General features: G+C 42.1%; 23 protein-coding genes and 1 pseudogene. 8 read left to right on the top strand and 16 right to left on the bottom strand.

Features of this window, described 5'->3' with window-relative positions; translation table 11 throughout:
• Nucleotides 1-141: 141 nt before the first annotated feature.
• The gene (locus AB5618_RS00910; RefSeq protein ID WP_178090610.1) at nt 142-1,749 is read right to left on the bottom strand and encodes a DNA mismatch repair protein MutS; all 1,608 of its coding nucleotides are present in this window, start codon (nt 1,747-1,749) and stop codon (nt 142-144) included.
• A gap of 123 nt (nt 1,750-1,872) precedes the next feature.
• Nucleotides 1,873-2,760: a LysR family transcriptional regulator gene (locus tag AB5618_RS00905; protein ID WP_148462048.1), complete on the bottom strand. Its 888-nt coding sequence runs from the start codon at nt 2,758-2,760 to the stop codon at nt 1,873-1,875.
• Between the two features lie 183 nt (nt 2,761-2,943).
• On the opposite strand from AB5618_RS00905, the gene AB5618_RS00900 reads away from it, so the two are divergent.
• Genes AB5618_RS00900 through AB5618_RS00890 form a run of 3 tightly spaced genes read left to right on the top strand, consistent with a single transcriptional unit; the run spans nt 2,944 to nt 5,608 of the window.
• Nucleotides 2,944-4,245: an adenylosuccinate synthase gene (locus AB5618_RS00900; protein ID WP_148462047.1), complete on the top strand. Its 1,302-nt coding sequence runs from the start codon at nt 2,944-2,946 to the stop codon at nt 4,243-4,245.
• On the top strand, nt 4,242-5,183 hold the full coding sequence (pyrB, locus tag AB5618_RS00895; protein WP_148462046.1) for an aspartate carbamoyltransferase: 942 nt from the start codon (nt 4,242-4,244) through the stop codon (nt 5,181-5,183). Before AB5618_RS00900 ends, pyrB begins: the two co-directional genes overlap by 4 nt.
• Nucleotides 5,183-5,608: an aspartate carbamoyltransferase regulatory subunit gene (locus AB5618_RS00890; protein WP_148462045.1), complete on the top strand. Its 426-nt coding sequence runs from the start codon at nt 5,183-5,185 to the stop codon at nt 5,606-5,608. The genes pyrB and AB5618_RS00890 overlap by 1 nt, the downstream gene beginning before the upstream one ends.
• Before the next feature lie 133 nt (nt 5,609-5,741).
• On the opposite strand, the gene AB5618_RS00885 is transcribed toward AB5618_RS00890, so the two are convergent.
• The 4 genes from AB5618_RS00885 to AB5618_RS00870 form a co-directional block, all read right to left on the bottom strand.
• Complete coding sequence (locus tag AB5618_RS00885; RefSeq protein ID WP_368366425.1) at nt 5,742-7,166, bottom strand: alpha-L-fucosidase; 1,425 nt, start codon at nt 7,164-7,166, stop codon at nt 5,742-5,744.
• Nucleotides 7,167-7,237: 71 nt separating this feature from the next.
• Nucleotides 7,238-8,065: a carbohydrate ABC transporter permease gene (locus tag AB5618_RS00880; RefSeq protein ID WP_118578099.1), complete on the bottom strand. Its 828-nt coding sequence runs from the start codon at nt 8,063-8,065 to the stop codon at nt 7,238-7,240.
• An 11-nt stretch (nt 8,066-8,076) separates the two neighbouring features.
• Nucleotides 8,077-8,958 carry a carbohydrate ABC transporter permease gene (locus tag AB5618_RS00875; protein WP_148462043.1) on the bottom strand — a complete coding sequence of 294 codons (882 nt, stop codon included), beginning with the start codon at nt 8,956-8,958 and terminating at the stop codon, nt 8,077-8,079.
• A gap of 151 nt (nt 8,959-9,109) precedes the next feature.
• Nucleotides 9,110-10,456 (bottom strand): carbohydrate ABC transporter substrate-binding protein, encoded by a 1,347-nt coding sequence (locus tag AB5618_RS00870; RefSeq protein WP_368366424.1) that lies wholly within the window; start codon nt 10,454-10,456, stop codon nt 9,110-9,112.
• A 274-nt stretch (nt 10,457-10,730) separates the two neighbouring features.
• Here AB5618_RS00870 and AB5618_RS00865 point away from each other — a divergent pair, with 274 nt between their 5' ends.
• The 4 genes and pseudogenes from AB5618_RS00865 to AB5618_RS00850 all read left to right on the top strand — a co-directional run bounded on the left by AB5618_RS00865 (nt 10,731) and on the right by AB5618_RS00850 (nt 16,213).
• Nucleotides 10,731-12,500, top strand: coding sequence for a sensor histidine kinase (locus AB5618_RS00865; protein WP_368366423.1), 1,770 nt, complete (start codon nt 10,731-10,733; stop codon nt 12,498-12,500).
• Nucleotides 12,501-12,516: 16 nt separating this feature from the next.
• Nucleotides 12,517-12,597 (top strand): annotated as a pseudogene (locus AB5618_RS00860) (DUF6783 domain-containing protein); the annotation flags it as partial.
• Between the two features lie 15 nt (nt 12,598-12,612).
• Nucleotides 12,613-13,791, top strand: coding sequence for a response regulator (locus AB5618_RS00855; protein WP_173735595.1), 1,179 nt, complete (start codon nt 12,613-12,615; stop codon nt 13,789-13,791).
• Nucleotides 13,792-13,834: 43 nt separating this feature from the next.
• Entirely contained in the window at nt 13,835-16,213 is a 2,379-nt protein-coding gene (locus AB5618_RS00850) for a glycoside hydrolase N-terminal domain-containing protein (RefSeq protein ID WP_368366422.1), read from the top strand.
• A gap of 57 nt (nt 16,214-16,270) precedes the next feature.
• Here the strand turns inward: AB5618_RS00850 and AB5618_RS00845 are convergent, their stop codons facing one another.
• The 8 genes from AB5618_RS00845 to AB5618_RS00810 all read right to left on the bottom strand — a co-directional run bounded on the left by AB5618_RS00845 (nt 16,271) and on the right by AB5618_RS00810 (nt 22,511).
• Nucleotides 16,271-16,552, bottom strand: a complete 282-nt coding sequence (locus AB5618_RS00845; RefSeq protein ID WP_272092444.1) for a transposase — start codon at nt 16,550-16,552, stop codon at nt 16,271-16,273.
• A 123-nt stretch (nt 16,553-16,675) separates the two neighbouring features.
• Nucleotides 16,676-18,340: a dicarboxylate/amino acid:cation symporter gene (locus AB5618_RS00840; protein WP_173735593.1), complete on the bottom strand. Its 1,665-nt coding sequence runs from the start codon at nt 18,338-18,340 to the stop codon at nt 16,676-16,678.
• Nucleotides 18,341-18,450: 110 nt separating this feature from the next.
• Nucleotides 18,451-18,666 (bottom strand): hypothetical protein, encoded by a 216-nt coding sequence (locus AB5618_RS00835; protein ID WP_118578092.1) that lies wholly within the window; start codon nt 18,664-18,666, stop codon nt 18,451-18,453.
• A 42-nt stretch (nt 18,667-18,708) separates the two neighbouring features.
• A complete protein-coding gene (locus tag AB5618_RS00830; protein ID WP_148462038.1) occupies nt 18,709-19,293 on the bottom strand; it encodes a sugar O-acetyltransferase in 585 nt (194 codons plus the stop codon).
• A 37-nt stretch (nt 19,294-19,330) separates the two neighbouring features.
• Nucleotides 19,331-19,801 (bottom strand): GNAT family N-acetyltransferase, encoded by a 471-nt coding sequence (locus tag AB5618_RS00825; protein WP_148462037.1) that lies wholly within the window; start codon nt 19,799-19,801, stop codon nt 19,331-19,333.
• Nucleotides 19,802-19,886: 85 nt separating this feature from the next.
• Complete coding sequence (locus tag AB5618_RS00820) at nt 19,887-20,198, bottom strand: hypothetical protein (protein ID WP_330602357.1); 312 nt, start codon at nt 20,196-20,198, stop codon at nt 19,887-19,889.
• 485 nt (nt 20,199-20,683) lie between these two features.
• Complete coding sequence (locus tag AB5618_RS00815) at nt 20,684-21,664, bottom strand: leucine-rich repeat domain-containing protein (RefSeq protein ID WP_118578089.1); 981 nt, start codon at nt 21,662-21,664, stop codon at nt 20,684-20,686.
• Between the two features lie 319 nt (nt 21,665-21,983).
• Nucleotides 21,984-22,511: a hypothetical protein gene (locus AB5618_RS00810; protein ID WP_173735592.1), complete on the bottom strand. Its 528-nt coding sequence runs from the start codon at nt 22,509-22,511 to the stop codon at nt 21,984-21,986.
• On the opposite strand from AB5618_RS00810, the gene AB5618_RS00805 reads away from it, so the two are divergent.
• Complete coding sequence (locus AB5618_RS00805; RefSeq protein ID WP_148462035.1) at nt 22,481-22,780, top strand: substrate-binding domain-containing protein; 300 nt, start codon at nt 22,481-22,483, stop codon at nt 22,778-22,780. The two genes, AB5618_RS00810 and AB5618_RS00805, sit on opposite strands and share 31 nt — an antisense overlap.
• 113 nt (nt 22,781-22,893) lie before the next feature.
• Here the strand turns inward: AB5618_RS00805 and AB5618_RS00800 are convergent, their stop codons facing one another.
• Nucleotides 22,894-24,336: a hypothetical protein gene (locus AB5618_RS00800; protein ID WP_148462034.1), complete on the bottom strand. Its 1,443-nt coding sequence runs from the start codon at nt 24,334-24,336 to the stop codon at nt 22,894-22,896.
• Nucleotides 24,333-24,812, bottom strand: a complete 480-nt coding sequence (locus AB5618_RS00795; RefSeq protein WP_118578087.1) for a sigma-70 family RNA polymerase sigma factor — start codon at nt 24,810-24,812, stop codon at nt 24,333-24,335. Before AB5618_RS00795 ends, AB5618_RS00800 begins: the two co-directional genes overlap by 4 nt.
• Nucleotides 24,813-25,017: the final 205 nt, after the last annotated feature.

Below are 25,017 nucleotides of genomic sequence, written 5' to 3'. Positions count from 1 at the left end.
CCACTTTACACAAGAAAAACCTCACCGCTTTAACACTTAAAAATAAAAAAAGAACAGCCGATACATATACTCGAACTGTTCTCCTTCTTCCGAAGTCCACGCAGCATTGACATTACTGTTTCCAGACATGATCTGCTGAATTTATAAGGCATCCCAGATTCCTTTATTTTCAAAATTAAATGCCGCATTTCGTGCATCCTCTACAATTTCCTTGTCATAACCTAACATATCCAAAAGCTGAATCGCATTTCGGGATGTGGCTCTTCCATTTTTCAGGACATAGGAAAATACCACCTCTTTTTCCTGTACGTCTTCCTCAAAATGATAGTTTTCATACTGGGAATCCAAAATGTACGACAGTTCTATGTCATGAGTAGCTGCAAAAGGCAGCACCCATTTTTGCCGAAGTGCATTTAAAATTCTGGATGAAGCAGCAATCCTCTCAACCGTATTTGTACCTCGAAGCACTTCATCAATAATACATAAAAGTGGCTCCCTTTTCTTACTTTCTTCCAATATTCGTTTCAGCGACTTGATTTCTACAATAAAATAGCTCTCTCCACTCTCTATATCATCCCGCAATGCCATAGATGTCATAACTTTCAAAAACGGTGCCTGGTAGGATGAACAAGTACAGGTAACAAGCGTCTGGGCAAGAATACTGTTCATTGCAACATTTTTTAGGAATGTAGATTTTCCGGATGCGTTAGAACCGGTTACCAAAGTTCCTCCGGCTACTTGAAAGCTATTGGCAACTGCCTCCTGAAGCAGTGGGTGATACAGATCTTCTACAGCCATTTCAATCTGCGTGACACCACTTTCCCAGCTTTTAAACTCAGGTTTGCACCAAAGCGTAAGAAGTTCCCGAAAAGACGCAATGGAAATACACGCGTCCAGTTCTCCAATATTATCAATAAGCTTCAAAATAGAGTCCGTTTTGTCCTGAATTTTTTTCAAAAGACCGTTATAAACCAGAATGTCTATATGAGTCAGCATTCTGATATAGTCCATAAGAATCTGTGCCGGATCTCCTCCATCTGTATTTTTACTGGTCAAAAAAATTGCTTTCCGGTTAAGACCCTTAAACACCGCTCTGGCTTCTGCAATAGCAGACATCTGCATTCTTGTTTCTGACCATTGCACATTCTTTATTTTTTCTGCAACAGATAACATTCGAAGCAAGTGTGCATAACAATCCAGGTAAGCTTCGATTAATTTTCGGTCATTGCCTGCATAATAAATTGTAATATTTGTTATCATTAAGACCATGAAGCAAAAAAAGCCAACTACTGGCTTCACAGGTAAAAGCACTGCAACATTCAACACCAGCAGTATCAACATAAACCAATGGATTCCTGTTTTTACCTCAGGAGAACTTTTAAGAGCCAATACCGTATCCGACAAAGAACCTAATCTCGTTTTTCCAATCTGCGACAGGAGCAGCTGCATATGCTCCCGTTCTTTTTCATGTTGGGAAAAAAAATCTATCAACTCATCTCTTTTGTCTATTTCAGCCTGAGAAAATACCGGTCTTCGCATCATATCATAAAGCACATCTTCCCCAGGAGAAGAAATCGTCTGATTTACCATCTTATAAAGGCGATCCATATCCAGATCATTCCAGGTAATATCGTCTATTGCAAAGCCTTCTTTTTCTCTTCGTCTAAAATAATGGGAAATCTGCTCAATATCGCCAGGCTCATATTGCCTGGTATACGGCTTCCCCCAGTTTTTTCGAATTTTAGTCAAGATACGCTTTTTATTTTTATAATTTTCATATATAATCCATAAAACAAATAGCAAAAGACATACTGCTATTGTCAAGATTACTGATACATATGGATTCATTCCGCTTTCACCTCTTTTATGTAATCAATTCAATAAAATTGTATTTTTTAGTTCTCTTGCCGCAGCTCCCATAGGATGCTGGCTGTCATACACCAGGCAGATCTGGCGCTCCGGGATTTCATCTTTTAATGGAATCTGTACGATCTCTTTTTTCAAAAGGGAAGGTACGGCCATTGGCTGGGGTAAAAATGCAAGCCCGAGCTCGCATTTTACCAGAGGCAGAATCTGGTCCGCAGTGGCAGCTTCCGTATCCGGGGAAAGATCCAGGCCATGAGATAAAAATACACTGTTGTAAAATTTATAGGTCATAGTTTCCCGCCCAAGAGAAATCATCGGATAGTTCTTTACCTCCCGAAGGGAAAGCTCCTGGCTGCCAAGGGCGGTAAAAGTAGTGCCTCCAACCAGAATCTCCTGAAAAGGCATGAGCATGATCTGTTTCAATGGGGGATCCACCTCTGCCGGAGTGGAAACTACTGCAAAATCAATCTTTCCGCTTTTAACGGATTCAATGGCTTCCGGTGTGGAATGGTTGTAAAGCTTCAGCCGGATTCCCGGATAAGTCATGTGAAAACTTTTTAATTTATCCAACAGAAAAATATTAAGGGCAGTTTCACTGGCACCGATGGCTACACTTCCGTGGGATAATCCGGAGCTGTCTGCCAGTTCCTCTTCTGCTGCCTGAAACTGCTCCATTGCACTTAGCACATGGGTATAAAGCCGTTCTCCTTCCGGAGTGAGCTGTACGCCGCGGTTGGTACGGATAAATAAAGTGGTATTCAGCTGTTGTTCCAGACAATTCATGGCCCGGGTAATATTAGGCTGGCTGTTGTTTAACGCCTGGGCCGCCTTGGTAAAGTTGTGGTATTTTGCCACATAATAAAAGATCTTATAATACTCGAAATTAACGTCCATAATATTTTTCCTTTTCTTTTGGCATATCATATATTTATTCCAGTTATATCAATTATAGTTTTTACTTATTTCTACGTCAAGCGTATTATGTACCCGAATAAAAAAAGAATGTTGCTGCAGGGCAAAAAGCGGTTTATTGTAATAGGAAAACAGCAGCCCGAACAGTTTTCAAAGGAGGAACAAATGCTTACAGCAGTAACCGGTATTAACTGGGGAGATGAAGGAAAAGGACGTGTGATCGATCTTCTTGCAGAGCAGGCAGATGTGGTTGTCCGCTACCAGGGCGGAAACAATGCAGGTCACACAGTGGTCACCGACCAGGGCAAATTTGTATTAAATCTTCTCCCATCTGGTATCTTACATCCAGGTGTGGTGTGCGTCCTCGGGGACGGAATGGTGGTTGATCTGGAACATCTTTCCCGCGAAATCCATGAAATAGAGAAAAAAGGAATCCGGGTTACACCGGATCATCTGAAGCTTTCAAAGCGTGCCACGATTTCCATGCCGTGGCACAAGGTACAGGATGAGTTAGAAGAAAACCGGCTGGCAAAAACCGGCAATGCTTTCGGTTCTACCCGCCGTGGAATCGCCTACGCATACAGTGACAAGTACCGTAAAAAAACACTTCGCCTCGGAGATCTTCTTCATTTGAAAGAGGATTCCGTAAAAGCCAGACTAAAAACCATGCTGGAAGCAAAGAACCTGGAGCTTGCAGGCTGCTATCATCAGGAACCAATGTCTTACCCTGCACTTCTTACCTGGTGTGAGGAACAGGCTGAACTTTTTGGATTCTATATTGGAGACACGGGTGAGTTTCTGGAGCAGGCACTGTCAGAGGGCAAAAAGGTAGTGCTGGAAGCCCAGCTTGGAGCCATGAGGGACATTGATTATGGTATTTTCCCCTACACCTCAAGTTCCTCTACTATTTCTGCTTATGGTCCCATTGGTGCTGGAATCCCTGGAAAATCTCTGGATCATGTAGTCGGCGTTTTAAAAGCGTATTCCACCTGTGTTGGCGCAGGTCCTTTTGTGGCAGAACATGCCATGTCCGATGACTGGGAAGAAGAGCTGCGGAAAGCTGGCGGTGAATATGGCGCAGCCACTGGCCGGCCCAGAAGGGTAGGGCCATTTGATGCCGTAGCCAGCCGCTATGGATTAAAATGCCAGAATGCAGATAAGATCGCACTTACCAAAATGGATGTTTTAAGTTCCATGAAGGAAATCCCTGTGATCACAGGCTATAAACGTGACGGTGTTGTGGTAACAGATTTTGATTCTATGGATGAACTGGACAGTTATACTCCTGTAGTAGAAATGCTTCCAGGATGGAAATGCGATATTTCCGGATGCCGGACTTATGAAGAACTTCCGGAAAATGCAAAAGCCTACATCCGTATCCTGGAGCAACTTCTGAACCATGAAATCCAGTTTATTTCCGTCGGAGCCAGACGGGATCAATTTTTAACAAAAGGAGCCTGGTTATGAGACATTTGATTGATCCACTTGATTTTACCCTTGATGAATCTACAAAAGTTCTGGATCTGGCAGACCGCATTGCAGAAAATCCGGAAGTGTACAGCCATGTAGCGAATGGAAAAAAGATTGCCACTCTTTTTTACGAGCCAAGTACCAGAACCCGCCTTTCCTTTGAATCTGCCATGCTAAGCCTTGGAGGAAAATCCCTTGGCTTTGCAGGTGCTGAGCAGTCCAGTGCCACAAAAGGAGAAACGGTAGCCGATACCGCCCGGGTGGTAAGCTGCTATGCAGATATCATTGCAATGCGGCATCCCAAGGAAGGCGCTCCCCTTCGCGCCTCCATGTATGCCACAGTGCCGGTAATCAATGCCGGAGATGGCGGACATAATCATCCGACCCAGACACTGATCGACCTCATGACTATCCGCCAGAGAAAAGGTCATCTGGATCATCTGACAGTAGGCTTTTGCGGTGACCTGAAATTTGGACGGACGGTGCATTCTCTGGTAAACAGCCTTGTACGTCATCCAGGAAATGAGTTTTACTTCATCTCCCCGGAAGAGCTTAAAATCCCGGATTACGTAATTGAAGAGACCTTAAAACCTAACCATTCTTTTTACAAAGAGGTCACCAGCCTGGAGGAAACACTTCCCAAGCTGGACGTGCTCTATATGACAAGAGTCCAGAAAGAGCGTTTCTTTAACGAAGAAGATTATGTCCGATTAAAGGATACCTATATTTTAAACCGCGAAAAGCTGAATCTGGCACAGCTTGATATGCCAGTTCTCCATCCTCTTCCAAGAGTAGATGAGATTGCCACAGATGTGGATCAGGATCCAAGAGCCGCTTATTTTGACCAGGTACAAAACGGAAAATACATCCGTATGGCCCTGATTATGGCTCTGCTTGAAATTCCGGATCCGCTGACAGGAAGGACGGTGCTGTAATGTTAAAGATTGAATCTATCCAAAATGGAATTGTGATCGACCATATCCCCGCTGGAAAAGGAATGGATATTTACAAGCTCCTGGAACTGGACTCCCAGAAGCAGTCCGTTGCCCTTCTGCAATCGGTAAGAAGTGAAAAATATGGCTGTAAAGACCTGATTAAAATAGAAGGAATTACAGAGCCTAAGCGTCTTGAAGTCCTTGGTTACTTAAATGAGGGTGTCACGTTGATCGTGATCCGTGACGGAAAGGTAGTAAAAAAATATCATCCCATTCCGCCAAAAACATTAAAGAATGTAATCAAATGCAAAAATCCCCGCTGCATTACCAGTACGGAAGCAAACTGTGAGCACGTCTTCGAATTGTCCTCCAGCGGAAAATATAGATGTATTTACTGCAACCAGGAAGCTTCCCTCTTAAGGTAGAAACTACCACCCCCTCCCCTGTATATCGCTTAAGAGGAAAATACCCTTTAGGATGATTTCTACTCCTAAAGGGTATTTTTATAAAAAAATATTTATTTAATTTATGAAATAATATCAAACAATACTTAACCGCTCAGGTATTTTCCGGATAAATCCCAATAAACGTTAGAAGCGGAAGTACACGGAAATCATGTAAAACAATTTTCATTTCCCTGGCTTTTTTCCCCTTAACAGGAATGATCTTCTGATAGCCAATTACCGTTCCTGTGTAAATACTGTTCCATATTTCCCCTTCTTTAACAAATACCTCATATTTTTCCACTCTCTGGCTATAGCAGACAGTCTCTTTTAATACCAGATACCCTAAATTGTATGAGTCGTCCAGGCAAATCGTTATCTCTACTGGCAGCTCACTGCTTTCAGGCTGATACCATGCTTCCAAAGTATCCTCTGTCAAATTGGAAACCGGATGCGCCGGATCTTCATTTTCCGAAAAAACATGTGCTGTACTCATTAAATTATGAGCAAAAGATTTCTTTTTCCAACTTCCAAATTCTTCCAGACGTTTAACATCATTTTCATGAAGAAGTCCGTTTGGCATAGGTGGAATGTTTAACAAAAAGGTTGCATTTCCTCCAACAGCCCCAATATAGATATGAACCAGCTCTTCCAGACTTTTCACCTGATCATCTTCTTCTGGATGATAAAACCATCCAGGTCTTATAGAAGTATTTACTTCTGCCGGATACCAGATCAGATCCGTTTCACCTTCAAGGGCTTTTCTACTTCCGAGATCTTCCATATCACTGGTAATCCGGCGCATTCTGAATTCCTCATCATCAGTCTGCTGGCTTCTTTCCTGTACACTCTCTGCAAGTGCTGTACGCGCAGGAACAACACTCCACTCGGATTTTCTTACATCGCCAGCTTCATTTCCACACCACCGGATATCTGGCCCGCAGACACAGATACATGCGTCTGTCTGATATTTTCGAACACATTCGTAATAGCGATTCCAGTCATAGACCTGTTTTTTCCCATTAGGTCCTTCCCCACATGCACCATCCAGCCAGACACTGAAAATATCCCCATAGCCGGTGAGAAGCTCAGTCAGCTGTGCCAGATAGTAATCATCATATTCTTTTCCACTCCCGTAGCAAGGCTGATTGCGGTCCCATGGGGAAAGATAAATTCCAAATTTCAGTCCATGACGGTGGCATGCTTCGGACACTTCCCGAACCACATCTCCCCTGCCATTTTTCCATGGGCTTGCTGCAACGCTGTGACTGGTATATCTGGTAGGCCACAGGCAGAAACCGTCATGGTGCTTACAGGTAAGGATTACTCCTTTCATGCCGGCATTTTGTGCTACAGTCACCCACTGGTCTGCGTCAAACTCTGTAGGATTAAAAATTTGCGGATTTTCCGTTCCATCTCCCCATTCCCGATTGGTATATGTATTCATTCCAAAATGAAAAAACGCATAAAACTCTGTTGCCTGATAGGCAAGCTGACGGCGGGAGGGAACAATTTTTATTAATTCCTGATCAGTTGGCATATGATTTCTCCTTTAATTTTCATATATTTTTCAGAAAGAAGATACTATGCAGACAGCTGCAAAAAATAGTTTCATCCCTTCAACCCGCCTGCACCGATTCCCTGAAGCAGATATCTCTGTCCAATGAGATAGATAATAATTGTTGGGATCATAACGATTACAAGTCCGGCAAACAGGGCACCCCAGTCTGTAGCATATTTCTGCACCTCAAACAAATTTGCCATACCGATGGGAAGGGTTTTCTTTGCATCTTCCGTAAGAAGAACAAGTGCCAGTGGATATTCATTCCAGAAGCCCATGGCACTTAACATGGTAATGGTAGCGATTCCGGGTTTTGCAAGAGGCACCATAACTCTTAATAACAGCTGGATATTAGTAGCACCGTCAATTCTTGCAGACTCCTCATAATCCCTTGGTACCGCAGACATAAATCCCTGTAAGGTAAAAATACAGAAAGGAAACTGCATAACTGCATAAACAAGACATAATACCGGCAGGTTATTTAATCCGTTCACAGCCTGTAATTCCAGAAACAAAGGAATCATAATGTAAGTAGCCTGCAGAAAAATACAAGCCATGTAGACCGTAGAAATCAGCCTGCTGCCCACAAAACGGTATCTTGCCAGTACATAAGAGATGGGAATGACCAAAAGCAGAAGCAATACAGTGGAAAGCACTGTCACAAATATGGAATTTCCAAAATAAGCGGCAATATTTGCTTTCTGCCATGCTGCCACAAAATTATCCAGATTCAAAGCTGCGGGCAATGCATAAGGATCTGTCAGATATTCTGCATTTGTCTTAAACGCAGACATCAGGTTCCAGAAAAGCGGATACAAAAAGATAACGGTAAACAGAATCATCAGGATTCTGATACACCAGGTTCTTACAGTTTTCATCAGTCTCCCTCCTATTCTTTTTCAGATGATATTTTTTTAGAAATCATTGCAAGGACGATTGCAAGGCCAAGGGTAAACATGGCGATTGCCATGGCATATCCAAAGTTGGCATTTCTCATACCCTGGGTGTACATATACTGCAACAGGACACTGGATGCGCCGTTTGGTCCACCACCTGTCATAACATTGGACAGGGTAAAACTTAAGTTGATAGTACCAGACAGGGAAAGTATATAGGTCGTTCCAATTGATCTGCGAAGCAACGGAATGGTGATCTTAAAGAACTTCTGCACTCCTGTTGCACCGTCAATGGAAGCAGCTTCATAAACCTCCTGGGAAATCCCATCAATGGAAGCCACATGCATGACCATGTAATAACCAATGGCCTGCCAAACCAAGGCTGCACCGATACACCAGAGAGCCGTTTTTCCCTCTCCAAGCCATGCGTGTTTCCAGGTGGAAAGATGGAACAAATCCAGCATATGATTCAGAATTCCTCTTGTGGGATTAAACACAAAGGACCACACAATACCAACTACAGTCATGGAAACAATACTTGGGAAAAAGAATACGGTCCGGTAAAATGACTTTTCCTTAAGCTGTCCCTGAGTAAGGATAAATGCAAATACAAGACTTAGAAATATGGTCACAGCCGGGATTACCAGCATCAGCTTAAGAGTATTAAACAGTGCCTGAAGAAAATCCTTATCCTGGAACATATACCTGTAATTATCCAAAAATACAAATTTGCTGTTAAAGCCTACGCTAAGTGCAGTGGAACTGGTAAAAGACAGATAAATGGCATTTACCATAGGGACAATCATAAAAACAATGGTTAAGATCAATGCAGGAAGCGTACACAGGGCTATAAATAATCTGGGCTTTTTTACCACGCTTGCTCACCTCTTTAAATTTAAATATTGAAAAATGTGGATGACATCACCGATTGGCAATCTATCTGTTCAGGGTTACAAAAGGCTGCCGCATACACTGTGCAGCAGCCTTTCCATGCTTTACCGTTTTTATCCGGCTGGCATATGAAGTTTAGTTGGCAGCTTCCATATCAGCACGAACCTGTGCGAAAGCAGCTTCCACGTTCTGTGCCCACTCTTCTACTGTCATTTCATCGTTCATAACAGAAGTGATCGGATTGAAGATCTCATCTTTCGGGTTGATCTTGCAGTCAGCCGGAACTGCTGCAAAGCTCATGATCAGGGAAGAAGCATTTGCCTCTTCGTAGATTCCGTACATATTATAGATTGCAGTAGACAGCTTATCTTTTGCTACTTCACGGGCACTCTTGGTAGCATAGAGGGCACCGGAAGCCTCTGCAAATGCAGATACGGATTCATCGCTGTACAGGAAACGAAGGAATTCTTTTGCAAGCTCCGGATTCTTTGCAGCAGCCGGAATGGAGAACTGCTCACAGCTGTCGAATACATAATGCACATCATCTGCGTTCTCAGTTGGGATCGGGGCCATTGCAAACTCAAAGCCTTCTTCTCTTGGAGCATCCTGCATCTCATTTTCCATCCAGGTTCCGTTCGTGATAAATGCAGCTTTTCCAAGCATCATCTCTGTCTGGGACTCTGTATGGTTCATACCTACAGTACCCTCTAACAGATAACCTTTCTCTGCAATTTCTTTGATATGGGTAAGAGCCTTTAACACACCTTCGTTGTTGAAGGAGCCTTCCTCATAATTGGCAATCTTGGTAAGAGCTTCCTCGCCGCATTCATTTGCAATTGCCGGCCAGAGCATTTCTTCCATATATCCCGGATAAATTCCCTGATAGGTAAAAAGAGCACGTCCGTCAATATCCTTTAAGGTATCGCCAAGTGCAAAAAACTCGTCCCATGTTTTTGGAACTTCCAGATTGTTCTCATCGAAAAAGGTCTTGTTGTAGATCAGACCCTGCGGACCGCTGCTAAATGGTGCAAGATAGATTTCGCCATCTCCGTAAGGAGCACATTTGGTACTGGAAAGAATACCGTCTGTAATATCATCCCGAAGAGTTCCGGTTCCTGCATAGTTCTCTCCGTCAAATACATCGTCCAGGTTCAGAAGCGCATGCTCTTTGATCAGGGAAAGGATTACGCCATCCTCAGCGCCATCATTAAGGCAGATAAAATCCGGTGCGTTTCCGGCTACGATCTGTGGGCGGATAATATCACCAATAGTCGGGCTAATAGTCATGTTTACTTTCACGCCCTCATGGCTCTCTTCGAAAAGCTCTACCATCTGGTTCCAGTAAGCATCTCCGTATCCACCCTGGAAAATGGCAATGTTCAGTTCCTGTTCTTCTGCTTCCGCAAATGCTGTGAGCGGGGAAAGTACAGTAGCTGCACTCATGGCAAGAATCATTGCAGATGCTGCAAATCTTTTTTTCATAGGTTGTTTCCTCCTTCTTGTTGGCTTTTATTACGTTTGCCTGATGATGCTATTATAGTGCAAAAATCTTTTGTCGTAAATTAACAAAACAATTCTCATTATGGAACATTTTCTTGTAAATAATATCTGATATGGATTTTCTTGCAGCATATATGTATTATTTTTTCATCTTTTGCTTTTTACATAGATTATTCTGTTTTTTTCCTGTATAATGAATGAAAATAATAATATTTTGACAGATACCCGTCAGTGGTCAGCAACAGGAGGAGCCTCCATGGAAAAAAAACATCATTTTCAGGGATTTCGTAAATTCAGCATCAAAACAAGACTTGTAATTGCCCTTCTGATGATTTCTATTATCCCATTAGCAGGAATCAGCGGCTATTCTTTTCATATATTTTCCGCGGCATTTCAAGAGAAGCTTTCTGCATCTATTTCCCAGACCCTGTCCATGATCAATCTGAATATGGTAAGTGAAGTCGAGAAATATCAGTATTTGTGTGGTTCCATCTGTATCAGCCAGGAAATCAAGGAAGGTCTTCTGAAAAAAGATATGACTGATATGGAAAAGAATCAGGCAATTATCGAAATCCAGAAGATGATCCGGAGCAAGATCATTTACCCTGCTCAGGCGAAAAATATTACTGTTTATGATACAGATGGAAATATTTTTTATGATCTGGGCTATGACGGGTTCTATCAGGAAGATGTGGACCGGATCCTATCGCAGCTTGAGGAGCAGGAACAGGATGTGTGGGCTTATGCACATACTTACCGTGACAGAAATATTCTGGTTCTCGGAAGAAGGATTTACGAGCAATATTCCAAAAGCCGGGTGATCGGATACACTCTGATTTCTATTGAAGAAAAAATCTTTTCCAAGACGGTACTGGAGCCTGTGGGACTGTCAGATTCTTCCAATATTATGTATATGAATCTGGATGGAACGGTGCTCTCTTCCTGGAACCGAAGTATCGCCCTGGGGGAGAAAACTAATGAGGAGCTTCTGAAAAAAATCCAGGAAAGGCTTCCAAAGAAAACCGATTTCTTTAGTATTCAGGAGGATGGAGAGGAACAGCTGGTGACCTATATTTTTAATAAAAATCTGAATCAGCTGTTTGTATATACCATGCCTTACCACTATATCAATTCAGAGGTTTATGCCATGCTGAAACAGATTCTTGTGGTGGTAGTGTTTCTGGTTTTACTATGCATCGTAATTGTAGCCATGGTATATCAGGGAATTATGTCTCCTATTAAAAGAATGCTGGAATTCTGCAGTGAGGTTTCCGAAGGAAATTTATCTGTGCGTATTCAGGACAAGCATAAGGATGAACTCTCCCGGCTTTCCGGCAGCATGGATCATATGGCAGATACCATCGAACATCTGATGGACCAGCAGAAGACTCAGGAAAAGAAAAAAAGAGAGCTGGAGCTGCAGATGCTTCAGTATCAGCTGAATCCTCATTTCCTTTTCAATACTCTGAACAGTCTTCGGTTTGTGGCTGCCATGCATAAGGATCAGATTGTAAGTGACGGAATCCAGGCGCTAAGCAGTCTTTTACAGAATACTCTTACTAATAAGAATGAATATATTACGATTCAGGAGGAACTGGAAAATCTGGAAAATTATTTTTCCATTCTTAGGATCCGATATGCAGGAAGCTTTGAATATTCTTTTCATGTAGAGGAGGATGAGCTGCTCTCCTGTCTGGTTCCAAAGCTTATTCTGCAGCCTCTGGCAGAAAACTCGGTGATGCACGGTTCGTCAGATAATGGCACGGTGATGGAGATTCAGATTACCTGCTGGCGGGAAGATGAGGATGTAATTATCGAACTGTCTGATGACGGTAAAGGCTTTGAGGTGACAGATGACGCCCTGGCACCTCACCCGGAGCGGAAAAGGATTGGCGTCGCCAATGTAAATGACCGGATCCAGCTGAATTTCGGAAGAAAATACGGGCTGAAAATCAACAGTCAGCCGGGGAAAGGAACTACTTGTACCCTGACCCTGCCGGAGCTTTATGCGGACACGCTTTCATAAAATACACAACTAGAGCCTGTTTGAAAAATCATTCCCGCAATCTCCCACAAGTTGTAACGCACATCTTGCAGAAAGCCTTTTTCAAACACGCTCTAGTCAGAAAGGACGATACATGTACAGTATACTGATTGTGGATGATGAGCCTATTGTAAAAATTGCGCTTCGTTCCATCCTGCCCTGGGAGGAGCATGGCTTTTCTATTTGCGGAACGGCATCAAATGGACTTGAGGCACTGCCTTTGATCGAACAGCATCATCCGGATGTGATCATCACAGACCTGAAAATGCCTGGGATGGACGGGCTTGAGCTGATTCGGACTTTAAAGGAAAAGAATTGTCCGGGAGAAATTCTGGTACTTAGCAATTACGAGGATTTTGATTCTGTGCGAAGTGCACTGCTGCTTGGTGCGGCAGATTATCTGCTGAAAATTAAGATCCAGCCAGATACCCTTCTTGCCTGTCTGAATAAAACGGTAGAAAAATTAAAGGACAAAGTGCCCAGAAATTGGGAAACCGAAAAAAAGGATCAGGAAGAGGATATATCAAAGCTGCTGCTGGAATTTTTCCAGAAGGATGTAAAGCTTTCAGATTTTATGGGACAGCATGCTAAAACCAGACTTGCATTTATGGAAGCTTCCTGTGCCGTCTGCTATGTAACCTTTGAGAAGTATTTATCTAATGACGCATTTTCCATCTCCGGGAGTCTTCTGCGGGATATGATCCTGGATGCGGTTCAGGGAGTGTTGCAGCCCTATATTCTGGTGCTGAACGATTATAGCGCACTGGTTGTTTTTTCCCAGACAGAGCTGTCCGACAGTGAAATTAAGGTGGAACAGCTGGTAAAAAAGCTATACAATCGTTTTACCATGTATCAGTCCTTTGCACCAGATATGCCCTATCAGGAGATGCTGGAAAATTACGAGGAAGCGCGAAGTGTGTTCCGGGAATTTTCCTCTAATGAGGGACACTATAAAACTGATGTAGCGAAAACCCTGGAGTATATGGAGGAAAATTACATGTACAGGCTGACCCTGTCTTCTATTTCTGCAAACGTAAATTTAAGCTCCAGTTATCTGTGCAGGATTTTTAAATCTGAGGTTGGCACAAGCATTACCAATTATCTGAATAATCTGCGGATACGCAAGGCCGCAACCCTGATCAAGGAAAATACCATGTCCATGAAAGAGATTTCTTCCATGGTAGGAATTGATGATCAGCTTTATTTCAGCAGGCTGTTTAAGAAATGCATGGGAATTTCGCCATCGGAATATGGAAAGAAGTATCATCAGTAGACAGATCATAACACCAATATACCATAATGAAAGGAATAAATATATGGAATTGTATTATAAAAATCCGGCAAAATGCTGGCTGGAGGGATTTGCACTGGGAAATGGACGAATGGGAGCGGTTATTCACGGAGCTTTGGATCATGAAGTGTTACAGTTAAATGAGGACACCTTATGGTCAGGCTCCCCTTACAGCGGACAGACCGGACTTTCCCCTGAAGTAGTGAATCAGGCCAGGGAGCTTGCAAGGGCAGGGAAATATGAAGAAGCAAAACTGGTTATGGAAAAGAAGCTGGAAGAAGCTGAGGATGTACAGGTTTATCTGCCCTTTGGGAATCTGCTTCTGGATTTTGTGGAGGATAATTATGATGCTGATGGAGGTACAGTTGCAGGTGCTTCGCCAGATTCAGATACAGCAGTGACAGATTATGAGAGACATTTGGATTTAGACCGGGCTGTGGCGTCTGAGTGCTATGTGAGAAATGGAGCTAAGTTTACACGTACCTGCTTTATCAGCGCACCGGCTCAGGGACTTGTGTATCAGATTAATAGCAGCCGTCCATTTTCTATTTTGGTCCACTGTGACGGAGCCTTTATCCGTGAGAAAGATTATAAGGAAAATCATTTCACGCTTACCGGAATCTGTCCGGGAAGAAGCGGACTGAAAGTTATCAAGGAAAATAAACCGAAAGAGTTCCTTTTCCCGGACGAACCAGAGCTTCAGGGTGTACACTTTATAGGAGAAGGGTGCGTAACTGCAGAAGGTGGAAGAGCTACTGGATCTGCTGATGGAATTCTATTGGAGCATGTAACTGGGGTGGAAATCCGTATGGCAATCCGTACCAGCTTCCGGGGATTTGACAAAGCATATACTGAGCAATATTCCGATGCCCAAATTCGTCATATGCTGGCTGCCGATTTAGAAAAACTTTCAAAACCATTTGAAGAGCTGCTGAACGAGCACGTAGAGGAATACAGGTCTTTTTATGGGAGAACTTCATTGAGACTGTGGGATGATGTACCGAAGATTTCTGCTGAAACTTCTCAGTATGATCTGCGGGAGCGTCTTGCCGCATTTCATGAGGGCGCATCTGACCCGGAGCTTTATGCAATCCTGTTTGCTTTCGGAAAATATTTGCTCATCTCATCTTCCAGACCAGGAACCCAGGCTGCCAATCTGCAGGGAATCTGGAGCAATGATATTATTCCACCATGGTTCAGTGATTTCACCGTAAATATTAATACCGAAATGAATTACTGGATGACAGGACCCCTGAATCTTGCCCAAATGCAGGAACCGCTGGTAAATCTTTGCAAAGCGCTGGTAAAAAACGGACAGACAACTGCCAGAGAACTGCTTAACTGTGAGGGAACTGCCTGCTTTCACAACACGGATATCTGGGGTAAAACCTCTCCTGCAACAGGAAAGGCGGTGTGGGCGTTCTGGCCATTTGGGGAGGCATGGCTCTGCCGTAATCTGTTCGACCAGTACTTATTTACAGAAGATAAAGAGTATTTGAAGGAAATTATGCCTATACTGGAGGAAAATGTGCGATTCTGTCTTGCTCAGCTTCAGGAAACAGATCAGGGACTTGCCATCTGTCCCGCTACCTCACCGGAAAATCTGTTTTATGAGGATTGTTCCGTGGCAGAATACAGTGAAAATACCCTGGCCATTGCAAGAAATCTGTTTCGGGATTATGTGAGAGGCTGTGAAGTGCTTGGCTTGCAGAATCAGATAATGTGTGATGTACTGGAAGCGCTGGAGCGCATGGTACCTACTGCTGTTGGAAGCAAGGGACAGATTCTGGAATGGAACCAGGAATTCCCAGAGCAGGATGTGCATCATCGCCATGTTTCTCATCTTTATGAGCTTCATCCTGGCTGCGGCATCACTCCACAGACACCTGAATTGTATAAAGCAGTGAGAAAAAGTCTTGAACTTCGAGGGGATGAGGGAACCGGATGGAGTCTGGCTTGGAAGGTTCTGATGTGGGCCCGTATGGAGGATGGCGCTCATGTGGAGAAAATTATGAAAAACCTGTTTTATGTAGTAGATCCAATGGAAGAAATGGGAATACGAAGAGGTGGCATCTATCCCAATTTATTTTGTGCCCACCCACCGTTCCAGATTGATGGAAATTTAGGTTACAGTGCTGCCGTTGCCGAGATCCTGGTTCAAAGCCAGGGAGAAGAGCTTGTCCTTCTCCCTGCGCTCCCACCCTCCTGGAAAAATGGGGAAGCCACGGGGTTCATTGCACGTGGAAACATCCGCGTGGATCTTAAATGGGAGGGAAAGAATGTCAGCTACACCTTAACTCCTGCTCATGACACCACTTTACGTCTCCGCGTCGGAAAAGGGGACGTGAGGGGCTATTCACTGCGTGGGGGCGTGGCATACGAAGGAAATGGGATGCTAAGCTGAGGAAGAACTTTGTGAGAGCAGACGGTTTTCCGCCCGTCTTATTCGCCTGTTTATTCGTTACTCTGGAAGGCGCCCTTCGTACATAATACTCAGTTCACCATACACCTGTGCCCAGTTCCGGATCGTACTGGTCCATCTCTTGGTAACTTCAAATGTGGCAAGATACAGTGCCTTTAATAGAGCTGTATCGCTTGGAAATACGCTTCTCTGGCGATTCAGTTTCCGGTAGGTAGAATTCAGGGATTCAATGGTATTTGTAGTATAAATCACCGTCCTGACCGTCGTCGAAAATTTAAAAATTGGAGAAATTCTATACGTTGTTTTCTCATATTTGCAGATAACGCCAATCATCTAAACTAATTAAATATATTATAAGCAAGTGCATGTACCTGACATAAACCATGGATTGGCATGTAGCTTCTATACGAAAGCTTAATACCTATTTTTTATAGTTTTTTCAATCTAACTCATATATTTTTCCATATCAAGCTTCTTTTCTGATTTTGCAACAATTAGGGATGCTGTCACATCGCCCAGGCTGTTGCTCATTGCACGCATCATTCCAAGCAGGGAGTCCAGTCCCATGACCAGTCCGATTCCTGCAAGCGGAACATTCAACTGTGTCAGAAGTACAGACAGGCATACAAGCCCCGCTCCTGGAACTCCTGGCGCACCTACAGAAAGAACAAACACGGAGAAAAACATAGACAGCATCATTCCACCGTTGATATCAACACCGAAAACTCTTGCCAGTGCCATGCCAAATATCACCAGATATATACAGGTTCCGTCCATATTTACCGTTGCCCCCAGGGGAATAGACAGGGAATAGATTTTCTTTGATATACCAAGTTTATTCTCGCAGGCATCCATGTTCACAATGATCGCCGCATTACTGGAAGCCATGCCGAACACCTGAAGCATTGTGGGATTGTATTTTTTCAAAAAGGGAATCGGATTCAAACGGCCGATTACTCCAAGTAATATACAATATACAATGATCATCGCCACGATTCCTACTGCAAAAGTTCCCAGCATGGCCAGCATGGACAACAGCACATCCGGTCCTGTCTTTAATACAACCGATACAATGGAGCAAAAGGTTGCAACAGGTATGAAGCGTACCAGCATCACTGTAATCTTCAGGAACAGGTCATTGCATGCTTCGAATATATCCTTTAATAACCTGGAATGCTCCCCGATCTTCTCTAATGCAATTCCAATCAGAACTGCCAAAAAGATGAGCTGCATCATGTTGGAATCTAAAAACGGTTTTACAAAGTTTGCCGGAATGATTCCTACAATTGTATCCTTGATTGAAATACTTACATCCGAAACCGACACCGCAGCTGCATCTCCAGCCAGTTTTGCCGCAAGCTCTGGATTACCTGGCTTCAATAATTCAAACACACCTGTTGCCGTAAGAATTGCCAGAACCGTGGTAAGCAGGTAAAAGCCCATGATTTTTCCACCAATACGTCCGGCTTCTTTCAGATCTCCAAATTGGGAAATGCAGCATGCTATGGAGAAAAATACTACCGGGCCTACAATCATCTTCAAAGCATTCAGGAACATTGTGCTGATAGATGTAAAAATAGTATTGTTCAGTGCTTCGTTCACGCCTGAAGGTACAAACACTTTCATCAATACACCTATTACGATTGCAGCTATTAAAGCCAGCATTGTATGTAATACCATGGCATGGGGATTTTTCTGTACTGTAATTTCTACCAGGTTCATGTTGTTCTTGTTTTTATAGCGCAGTCTTTCTTCATTCGCCTTGAGAAGGACATCCCGGATTATTTTTTCTTCTTTTTCCTGTGCGCTCTGAAGATCATCATTTTCCTGGTCCAGTACTTCTTCTATGGTATGACCATAAATAAACTGGAATTTCTCACCACGGAGTGACAGATTCACATATACCCTGCCAAACCTTTTATTCAAAATAATGCAGATATTTTCATCAGGGTCTTTGGCATGCTCCCTTAATTTCACCAATACTTCCTCTACTAAAAGCATTGTCTTTATGGTCTGCTTTTTCTCTATGCCAAACTCTTCCAGACCTTCTTTGATAAACTCTATTCCCGCTTTTGTATGCTTCTGCTCTACCAGCAATCTTTTGCTCATAGTTCTATTAATCCCTCCTAACCCTAAAATCTTTTATTTACAGTTTTTGATTCCACTTGACGTCATATAAGTTCCTACCAATACCGATATAACTGCAATAATACCGGAAATCAAATCGGTGCGTGAAGTTCTCCCATTTCTGATAAAATCGTCCGGACCTGTTCAGCATCATGAACAGAGATCATTAAATCAATATCATGAAATTCTGAAATAATCCCTTTAAAGTACAGCAGCATAGATGCGCCTAAAGCCCACTCTATATTTGCCTCATTAAATCGATGTGCAATTTTCTGTAGTAATTCAATTTTCTTCTGTATTTCAGGCATAATATCTCCCACTTATATATTTATCTGGATAAAACATGTTTGTTACTGATTCCTACAGACCACTCTGCAAGGACTGCCTACAGCAATCACATTGTCGGGAATATTTTTTGTTACAACACTGCCGGCTCCAATCACAACATTATTCCCGATGGTAACGCCCGGTAAAATAATAGCTCCGCCACCAATCCATACATTATTTCCAATGATAACTGGTGCTGTTTGTGTTTTACAAAATTCAAATGATCCGTCTTCTTTAGGTATCCCGAAGCGATCTATGGCATTTGTCGGATGAAATGCCGTATAAATCTGTACATTCGGTGCAATTAAGGCATTATCACCGATACGAATTATATTGTCATCAAGAAAGGTACAATTCATATTTACTTCACAGTTATTTCCGAAGTAGATATTATTACCATAGTCAACGTAAAAAGGAGCCGTTATCCATAAGTTTTTGCCTTTTCCGCCAAGAAGTTCATTCAGAATTCGTTCTTTTTCATCTGCATCCGCAGAATTCATCTGATTATAATCTCTTACCAGATCTTTTGCCTTATGCCATTGTGTCAGCAGTTCCGCATCTCCACAATCGTACAGTTCTCCTGCCAGCATTTTTTCTCTTTCAGTCATAGGTACCTCCATCTGATATCCAAACCACATTGTTTTTTTATAATATGTATTCCATTTGTCTTTCTTTTGTTCGCATTCCCATTTTCTCATAAAACTTTTCTGCTGAAGTATTTCCTGTCCATACATTCAATGTCACTTCATAGCAGCCCAGTTGCTTTGCTTCGTTTTTTACATATTCAAACAGGCTTTCACCAATATGCTGCCCTCGTGCTTCCTGATCAATACACAGATCATCAATAAAAAGAGATTTAAATGGAACCATATTGTTTGAAAAAGGCTGCTCCCGTAATTGACAAAATGCATACCCTACGCAAACATCAGCCTCATTTACTGCAACATATATTGGTGTTTCTTTATTCTTCAAAATCTCTCTCAATTCGTCTATGGTATATTTTGTTGTACCCGGAATAAAAATATCAGGTCTTATATCTGCATGAATTTGCAGCACCTGTTTTAATAACTCTAGAATTCTCGGAATGTCTTTTTCTTTTGCGTCTCTGATCATCATTTTCGCTCTCCTTTTAACAGATTGATTTATCCGCATTTTCCCTCGCCAATCACAATATTTCTATTTCCAAAATAAGGAGATACCATCAACAATGTTTTATCTGGCATCCTCTTACAAACTCAACTGCATTTTTAATATCTTCATCATCTGGATGCCCTTTTGCAATTCCACCAACCAGTTTAAATGGACCAAATGTGTCATAACCCTTGCATCCGAATTTTCCGATCACCTTAGAATGCTTCTTACTCAAAATCTGCTCTATGGATTTATAGTTCGCATTTCCACCATAAGTACAAATCAGAAATACCTTTTTGTTGTCTGGTAAGTTTTTCTCCGCAAATCCCAATAATGATTGATGAAATTTCGAAAAATAGATTCCCGATGCAAAACCAATCATATCATAGCTGCTCAGATCTGCATTTGGCTACTTTACAGCATCAATTAAACTGAACTGACACTCGTCTGCTATGCGCTTTACTAATTTTTCTGTATTTCCATGATGCACAGATGCATATACGATTGCTTTTCTCATTTGTTTTCCTTTCTGATAAAGTAAAGCGGACATTCCAGGTCCGCTTTGCTACTTGCTCATGAACGCAGTCGCTTCGTGACCTGTGTTCAAATTATCGAAGCTCCTATGTGTATGATGTCTTTATATTATCATATATAGCTTAACTATTCTATATTCTTCGGATCAAAATAACCTGTTTTTGCAGACATTTGAGTATGCAAATCAGAAAAAGATCCCTTTGCAAAGCGAATGGCTAAAACGCCTCCACTTTACTGGGATCTTTTCATGCATACAATATCAATGTACCTTGACGGTTAATCAGATTTTCCTGTCAAGCGGACATTCCAGGTCCGCTTCGCTACTTGATTCGGTTAAATACCATATTCACCAACTATGCCATCAATATCCGGCATTGGATCATCCGACAGCTGGCAGCTGTCCTTCTGTACCTGGGATTTATTTACAATTATATATGCACTGGCAAACTTCTGAGTCACAAGCTGCAGCTGTTCATCAGTAGTATCCTCTGGCACCATGATAGTAACTGTGCTGTTCTGTAAGTTCACCCAGTCTGCTTCCATTACATCTGGATCAATCCCTTCCAGACAAATTGTTTCGATTCCTGTCAGCATTGCAAATGCTGTCATATTAAGATTCTCAACTCCGCTGCGAATGTGTATTTCCTTCAAATCTTCACATCCGATAAATGCACAACTGTCAATATTCTTCGCATTCACACAGAACTGCTCCAAACCTGTAGCTCCAAAACACTGTACCCCGATTCTGTTTACCTTTCCCTTCCACCATACGGTCTTCAAATTCTTACAGTAATTAAACAGGTAATTATCCATCTCTCCAACCCCATTCACAAAAATCACTGTTTTCAATCCCTTACATTCCTCAAATAAACCTTTATTCGTATTTTCCAGAGGTGCATAACAAATCACAGTTTCCAGATCATGGCAGTGGGTAAAAGCACTGTCCTCTATAGACTTCAATGTCTCCGGCAGAATCAGACAGCGCATTGGCAGCCACTCGCCTTCTTTCTGATTGGTTGCCATATCCGAATGCACATAATCTCTTGCACATTCAAAAGCATTATAAGAAATATTTTCTACCGGCACACCACCAATCGTACGCGGTATAATAACATCCACAGATGTTCCGATATACGCAGTAATCGTTCTGCTTGCTTCATCAAACTCAAACTCTTCTTCCGGTAATGCTTCATAAGGCATCTCTGTCAGGCACTCCACGGCTTCTTCCGGAACAGTTTCTTCTGCCCTTACCGGTACCGCAATTCCTGCCAGTATTGCGATTGCAATCACCACAGTCAATATCCTTTTCTTCATTCTGCTGCCCCCTTTCCACAATCAATATTATGCAATCTTTACATTATCAGAATATAGTAAAAGAATTTCATTGTCACTATCATTACAGCCAGTAAAATTATGTTTAATCCAATAATTTTCCTTTACGATATGATCTGACCCAAAAGAATAGGTACACTGAAATTTACAGGACGAAGCAAAATTGCGGAAATAAGAAGCGTTTCTCGATTTCATTTCTGATTTCGAAAAACGCTATTTAAATGGCGGGTTCTGAGGGTACCTTGCCAGCATTTCTTACCGCAATCGTAATATCTTCCATCAGCGTTCCACTGTTTTGTGCCTAAACTGCATACAATGTAACATCTTTATCCTGAATCGGATATGAACTACCTGGCATATAAATTATTTGTGCGTAAGCATCTTCATTGGTGGCAGGATCAATTACATTGGTATTTCGTGTTTCTGCCCAGCCCAGCAATATATGATTTGCTCGATTCATACTTGTCCCATCCGGTAGCCTGATTGCTTTGGCATCATAACTTCGTATCGGAGCAGGGCATATTCCCTCCCCACCGTTAAGATCAAAACAAATCGTTCTTCCGAAAGGTATGATTTCCTCTTCTTTATAGCTGGAAACAATGTATTCCTTATACGGATCCTCCATTGTTATAAGCGCAGCCATTGTTTCATTCTGAAGAGCAATCACTTCTTTTTCCGTCATAGAAGTCCTGAAATCATCCACATTGATAAAAGAAAAGCCTGTTTCATTTCCGTTTTCTATCACAAAGTAAAGTTCTTTTCCAATATAATTTTCCAGTTGATCATAGATTCGAATAAGTGAAAGTCCTGCGTCAGGATCCTTTGGCATCTATTTTTTTAAATTTGGTTCTAAAGAAATACGGAGAATTACCTCCAACCTATCAGGTTGTTGGTTTTGACGATTCACCGATTGCGTCAGAATACCTTATACCATTCAGCACGATACATCAGCAAATCGATGTTCTTACTAAAGAAGCCATGGATATCCTCGTCATGCAGATGAAAAACCGTAAAAAGCGTCGCCCAGCTATTATGGAGACCCCCATTCACAAAACAGTACTACCCACTCTAATTAAACGTGAGACAACCATTTTTTAGTTTTTATCCAAAAGTCCCGGAATCCACATTACTGACATTCCGGGACTTTTAACACGACAGCTGTTGACTGCCGGAAATGGTTAATTTGCTTCGTTTTTTACATATTTAAACTATTATTTGCGAATATCTACAAGTCCATTTTTTAGTATATTTTCAGAAAACTCATACGAGGCTCCATCACCGGTTACATTAAGATACAGATTTTCCAGGTCATTTTCATTTACGATCCAGGCCATGTTCAGCTGCACGCTTTCATCTGGCTTTATAGAGGAAATGTAGTTTCCGCCATTGCCATAATTTTCAGAGACATTATAATAAACCATTTCTCCGGTCTTTGCCATGCCATCCCAGGTGATGCGGTCATAGCCATCGCCGGACTGTTCCGTTGGAACGTAAATCTGTACTCTTCCATTTTCCTTTGTCATGGTTAGCAAAGCACCAAGATAAAGCATATGGTCGATTTCCTCATCTGAATTGTTTGTATAGGTCACTGTGGCATAAACCAGTTTCTGGTTCACAGCTTCTGACTTCACAATCTCATCCAGGGAATTGATTCCATCACCAGATTTTACATAATTCAATGTATTTGCAGACAGTTTTCCATCAGCCCCAATTGCTTCTGTCCATTCCTCCGGTATTTTGTCAGGCTCAAGAAGCTGAAGGTCATCTGCGATCTGGATGGAATCCACCTTTGCAGAAATGGTTTTCGTCAGATACTCACCATTTGTGTCTTCCCCAGTCGCATTCAGATCAAAGGTGTCACCGATCTGGTAAACAGGCAGCTCCTTCTCATTTACAGAAGTGATTATTTCATCATCATCATTTTCTATCTTTTCAGCTATCATGTCTTCACTCCAGGTAGGCATCCCGGCAGTTTTTACCATAGTTGTGTTTCCCGTAATCACCAGATTCTCAGCCACCTTTATGGCATCCTCTTTTGATACGTCATCTCCTATGTAGATCATAATCACACGGTATAAATCCGGGCAGACAAGGTAAATTCTCTGGTTAAAAGTTCCACTTTTGGCGATGCTATTATACTTTAGGTATACTCCCTGATATTCTCCAAATGTACGCTCCTCGCTATCAATAACATTCTGATCCTGCACAACCTGTCCCAGATCATTTTTATCCAACAGAACAGATGCAAAGCTAAACCCGCCGGTCTGTTCATGTTCCGGATACTGAAGATGATACTCGTCATTCCAGCTCATGCCTTTTGGAATGTATCTGGCAAACAGATTTACCTCTGGAACCTCATCTGGAAGCATGGTTTCCTTTGCCATGCTATCGGCATCAATTTTAACCGCTACACCATAAGCGCCCTGCTTCTCCAGAAACCAGTGATACAGATTTACACCTGCATATGCTGCTGTGGAAACTGCCAGCGTACAAGCAGCTGCTACAGCTGCGATTTTGGGAATCGTCCATGTTTTTCTTCTTTGAAGATTCATCACCTTTGTATCCTGTATCTGCTTTGCAACCTCATTTTGAATCATTTTATGGATAAAATCCGGTGTTTCGGGAATATCGCTTTTCATATCTTCTAATCTCATACCAGCACCTCCTGCAATTCCTGCCTTAATTTTCCCCTTGCCCTTGCAAGTCTCTTCTGAACAGCACCTTCCGATATTTCAAGGATCTGGGCGATTTCTCTTACGCTGAAATCTTCTATGTAATACAAAATAACGGGCAAACGCAGCTCCTCTTTTAAGGAATTTACAGCGGCATACAATTCGCTGTAATCCTTTGACTTTTCTGATTCCATTTCCAGTCTGTCCTCCAGATCTTCAAACGAAATAAACTTACTGGACTTACGTACGAGGTTGTAACATTCGTTGATCAAAATTCGGATCAACCAGGTACGGGCATATTTATCGTTTTTTAATGTGTCTATTTTGGAAAAAGCTTTTACAATTGTCTCCTGGATAGCATCTGCACAGTCCTGGTCACTGAATAAGATTGTTTTTGCAGTTGAGTATAATTGTCTTTCCGAATCCAGGATCAGATTTCCCAGTTGTTCTTTTGTCATTTAAATACCACCTCTTTTTCATGCCGGCCAGCTTTTTCTTTACATCTATTAGACGCATAGAAAACAAAAATATCCCCCAATAATTCATTTTCGCATGAATAATTATGATAAGCTGACTATGCAAATGCTAAACTAACAGTCCAAAAAAAACTAAACTAATTGTACTCTTGATACCTTCCTTATTTGCAAATTTGCAGTAAAATAT

This window comes from Ruminococcus sp. J1101004sp1_RTP21198st1_B9_RTP21198_201120 (genome assembly GCF_040924245.1).
In the GTDB taxonomy this organism is placed as follows: Bacteria; Bacillota; Clostridia; order Lachnospirales; family Lachnospiraceae; genus Blautia_A; species Blautia_A faecis.
Note: the sequence above shows the minus strand (reverse complement) of the source record. Positions and strands in the feature narration are given on the sequence as shown.

What these genes read in the sequence shown, in the direction of transcription:
- AB5618_RS00870 (WP_368366424.1), bottom strand. Translation starts at nt 10,456, where the DNA reads ATGAAAAAAAGATTTGCAGCATCTGCAATGATTCTTGCCATGAGTGCA.
- AB5618_RS00815 (WP_118578089.1), bottom strand. Translation starts at nt 21,664, where the DNA reads ATGAAGAAAAGGATATTGACTGTGGTGATTGCAATCGCAATACTGGCA.
- AB5618_RS00830 (WP_148462038.1), bottom strand. Translation starts at nt 19,293, where the DNA reads ATGACTGAAAGAGAAAAAATGCTGGCAGGAGAACTGTACGATTGTGGA.
- AB5618_RS00890 (WP_148462045.1), top strand. Translation starts at nt 5,183, where the DNA reads ATGTTAAAGATTGAATCTATCCAAAATGGAATTGTGATCGACCATATC.
- AB5618_RS00850 (WP_368366422.1), top strand. Translation starts at nt 13,835, where the DNA reads ATGGAATTGTATTATAAAAATCCGGCAAAATGCTGGCTGGAGGGATTT.
- AB5618_RS00840 (WP_173735593.1), bottom strand. Translation starts at nt 18,340, where the DNA reads ATGAGCAAAAGATTGCTGGTAGAGCAGAAGCATACAAAAGCGGGAATA.
- pyrB (WP_148462046.1), top strand. Translation starts at nt 4,242, where the DNA reads ATGAGACATTTGATTGATCCACTTGATTTTACCCTTGATGAATCTACA.
- AB5618_RS00820 (WP_330602357.1), bottom strand. Translation starts at nt 20,198, where the DNA reads ATGATTGGTTTTGCATCGGGAATCTATTTTTCGAAATTTCATCAATCA.
- AB5618_RS00810 (WP_173735592.1), bottom strand. Translation starts at nt 22,511, where the DNA reads ATGCCAAAGGATCCTGACGCAGGACTTTCACTTATTCGAATCTATGAT.
- AB5618_RS00880 (WP_118578099.1), bottom strand. Translation starts at nt 8,065, where the DNA reads ATGAAAACTGTAAGAACCTGGTGTATCAGAATCCTGATGATTCTGTTT.
- AB5618_RS00865 (WP_368366423.1), top strand. Translation starts at nt 10,731, where the DNA reads ATGGAAAAAAAACATCATTTTCAGGGATTTCGTAAATTCAGCATCAAA.
- AB5618_RS00885 (WP_368366425.1), bottom strand. Translation starts at nt 7,166, where the DNA reads ATGCCAACTGATCAGGAATTAATAAAAATTGTTCCCTCCCGCCGTCAG.
- AB5618_RS00795 (WP_118578087.1), bottom strand. Translation starts at nt 24,812, where the DNA reads ATGACAAAAGAACAACTGGGAAATCTGATCCTGGATTCGGAAAGACAA.
- AB5618_RS00825 (WP_148462037.1), bottom strand. Translation starts at nt 19,801, where the DNA reads ATGATGATCAGAGACGCAAAAGAAAAAGACATTCCGAGAATTCTAGAG.
- AB5618_RS00905 (WP_148462048.1), bottom strand. Translation starts at nt 2,760, where the DNA reads ATGGACGTTAATTTCGAGTATTATAAGATCTTTTATTATGTGGCAAAA.
- AB5618_RS00800 (WP_148462034.1), bottom strand. Translation starts at nt 24,336, where the DNA reads ATGAGATTAGAAGATATGAAAAGCGATATTCCCGAAACACCGGATTTT.
- AB5618_RS00855 (WP_173735595.1), top strand. Translation starts at nt 12,613, where the DNA reads ATGTACAGTATACTGATTGTGGATGATGAGCCTATTGTAAAAATTGCG.
- AB5618_RS00900 (WP_148462047.1), top strand. Translation starts at nt 2,944, where the DNA reads ATGCTTACAGCAGTAACCGGTATTAACTGGGGAGATGAAGGAAAAGGA.
- AB5618_RS00835 (WP_118578092.1), bottom strand. Translation starts at nt 18,666, where the DNA reads ATGCCTGAAATACAGAAGAAAATTGAATTACTACAGAAAATTGCACAT.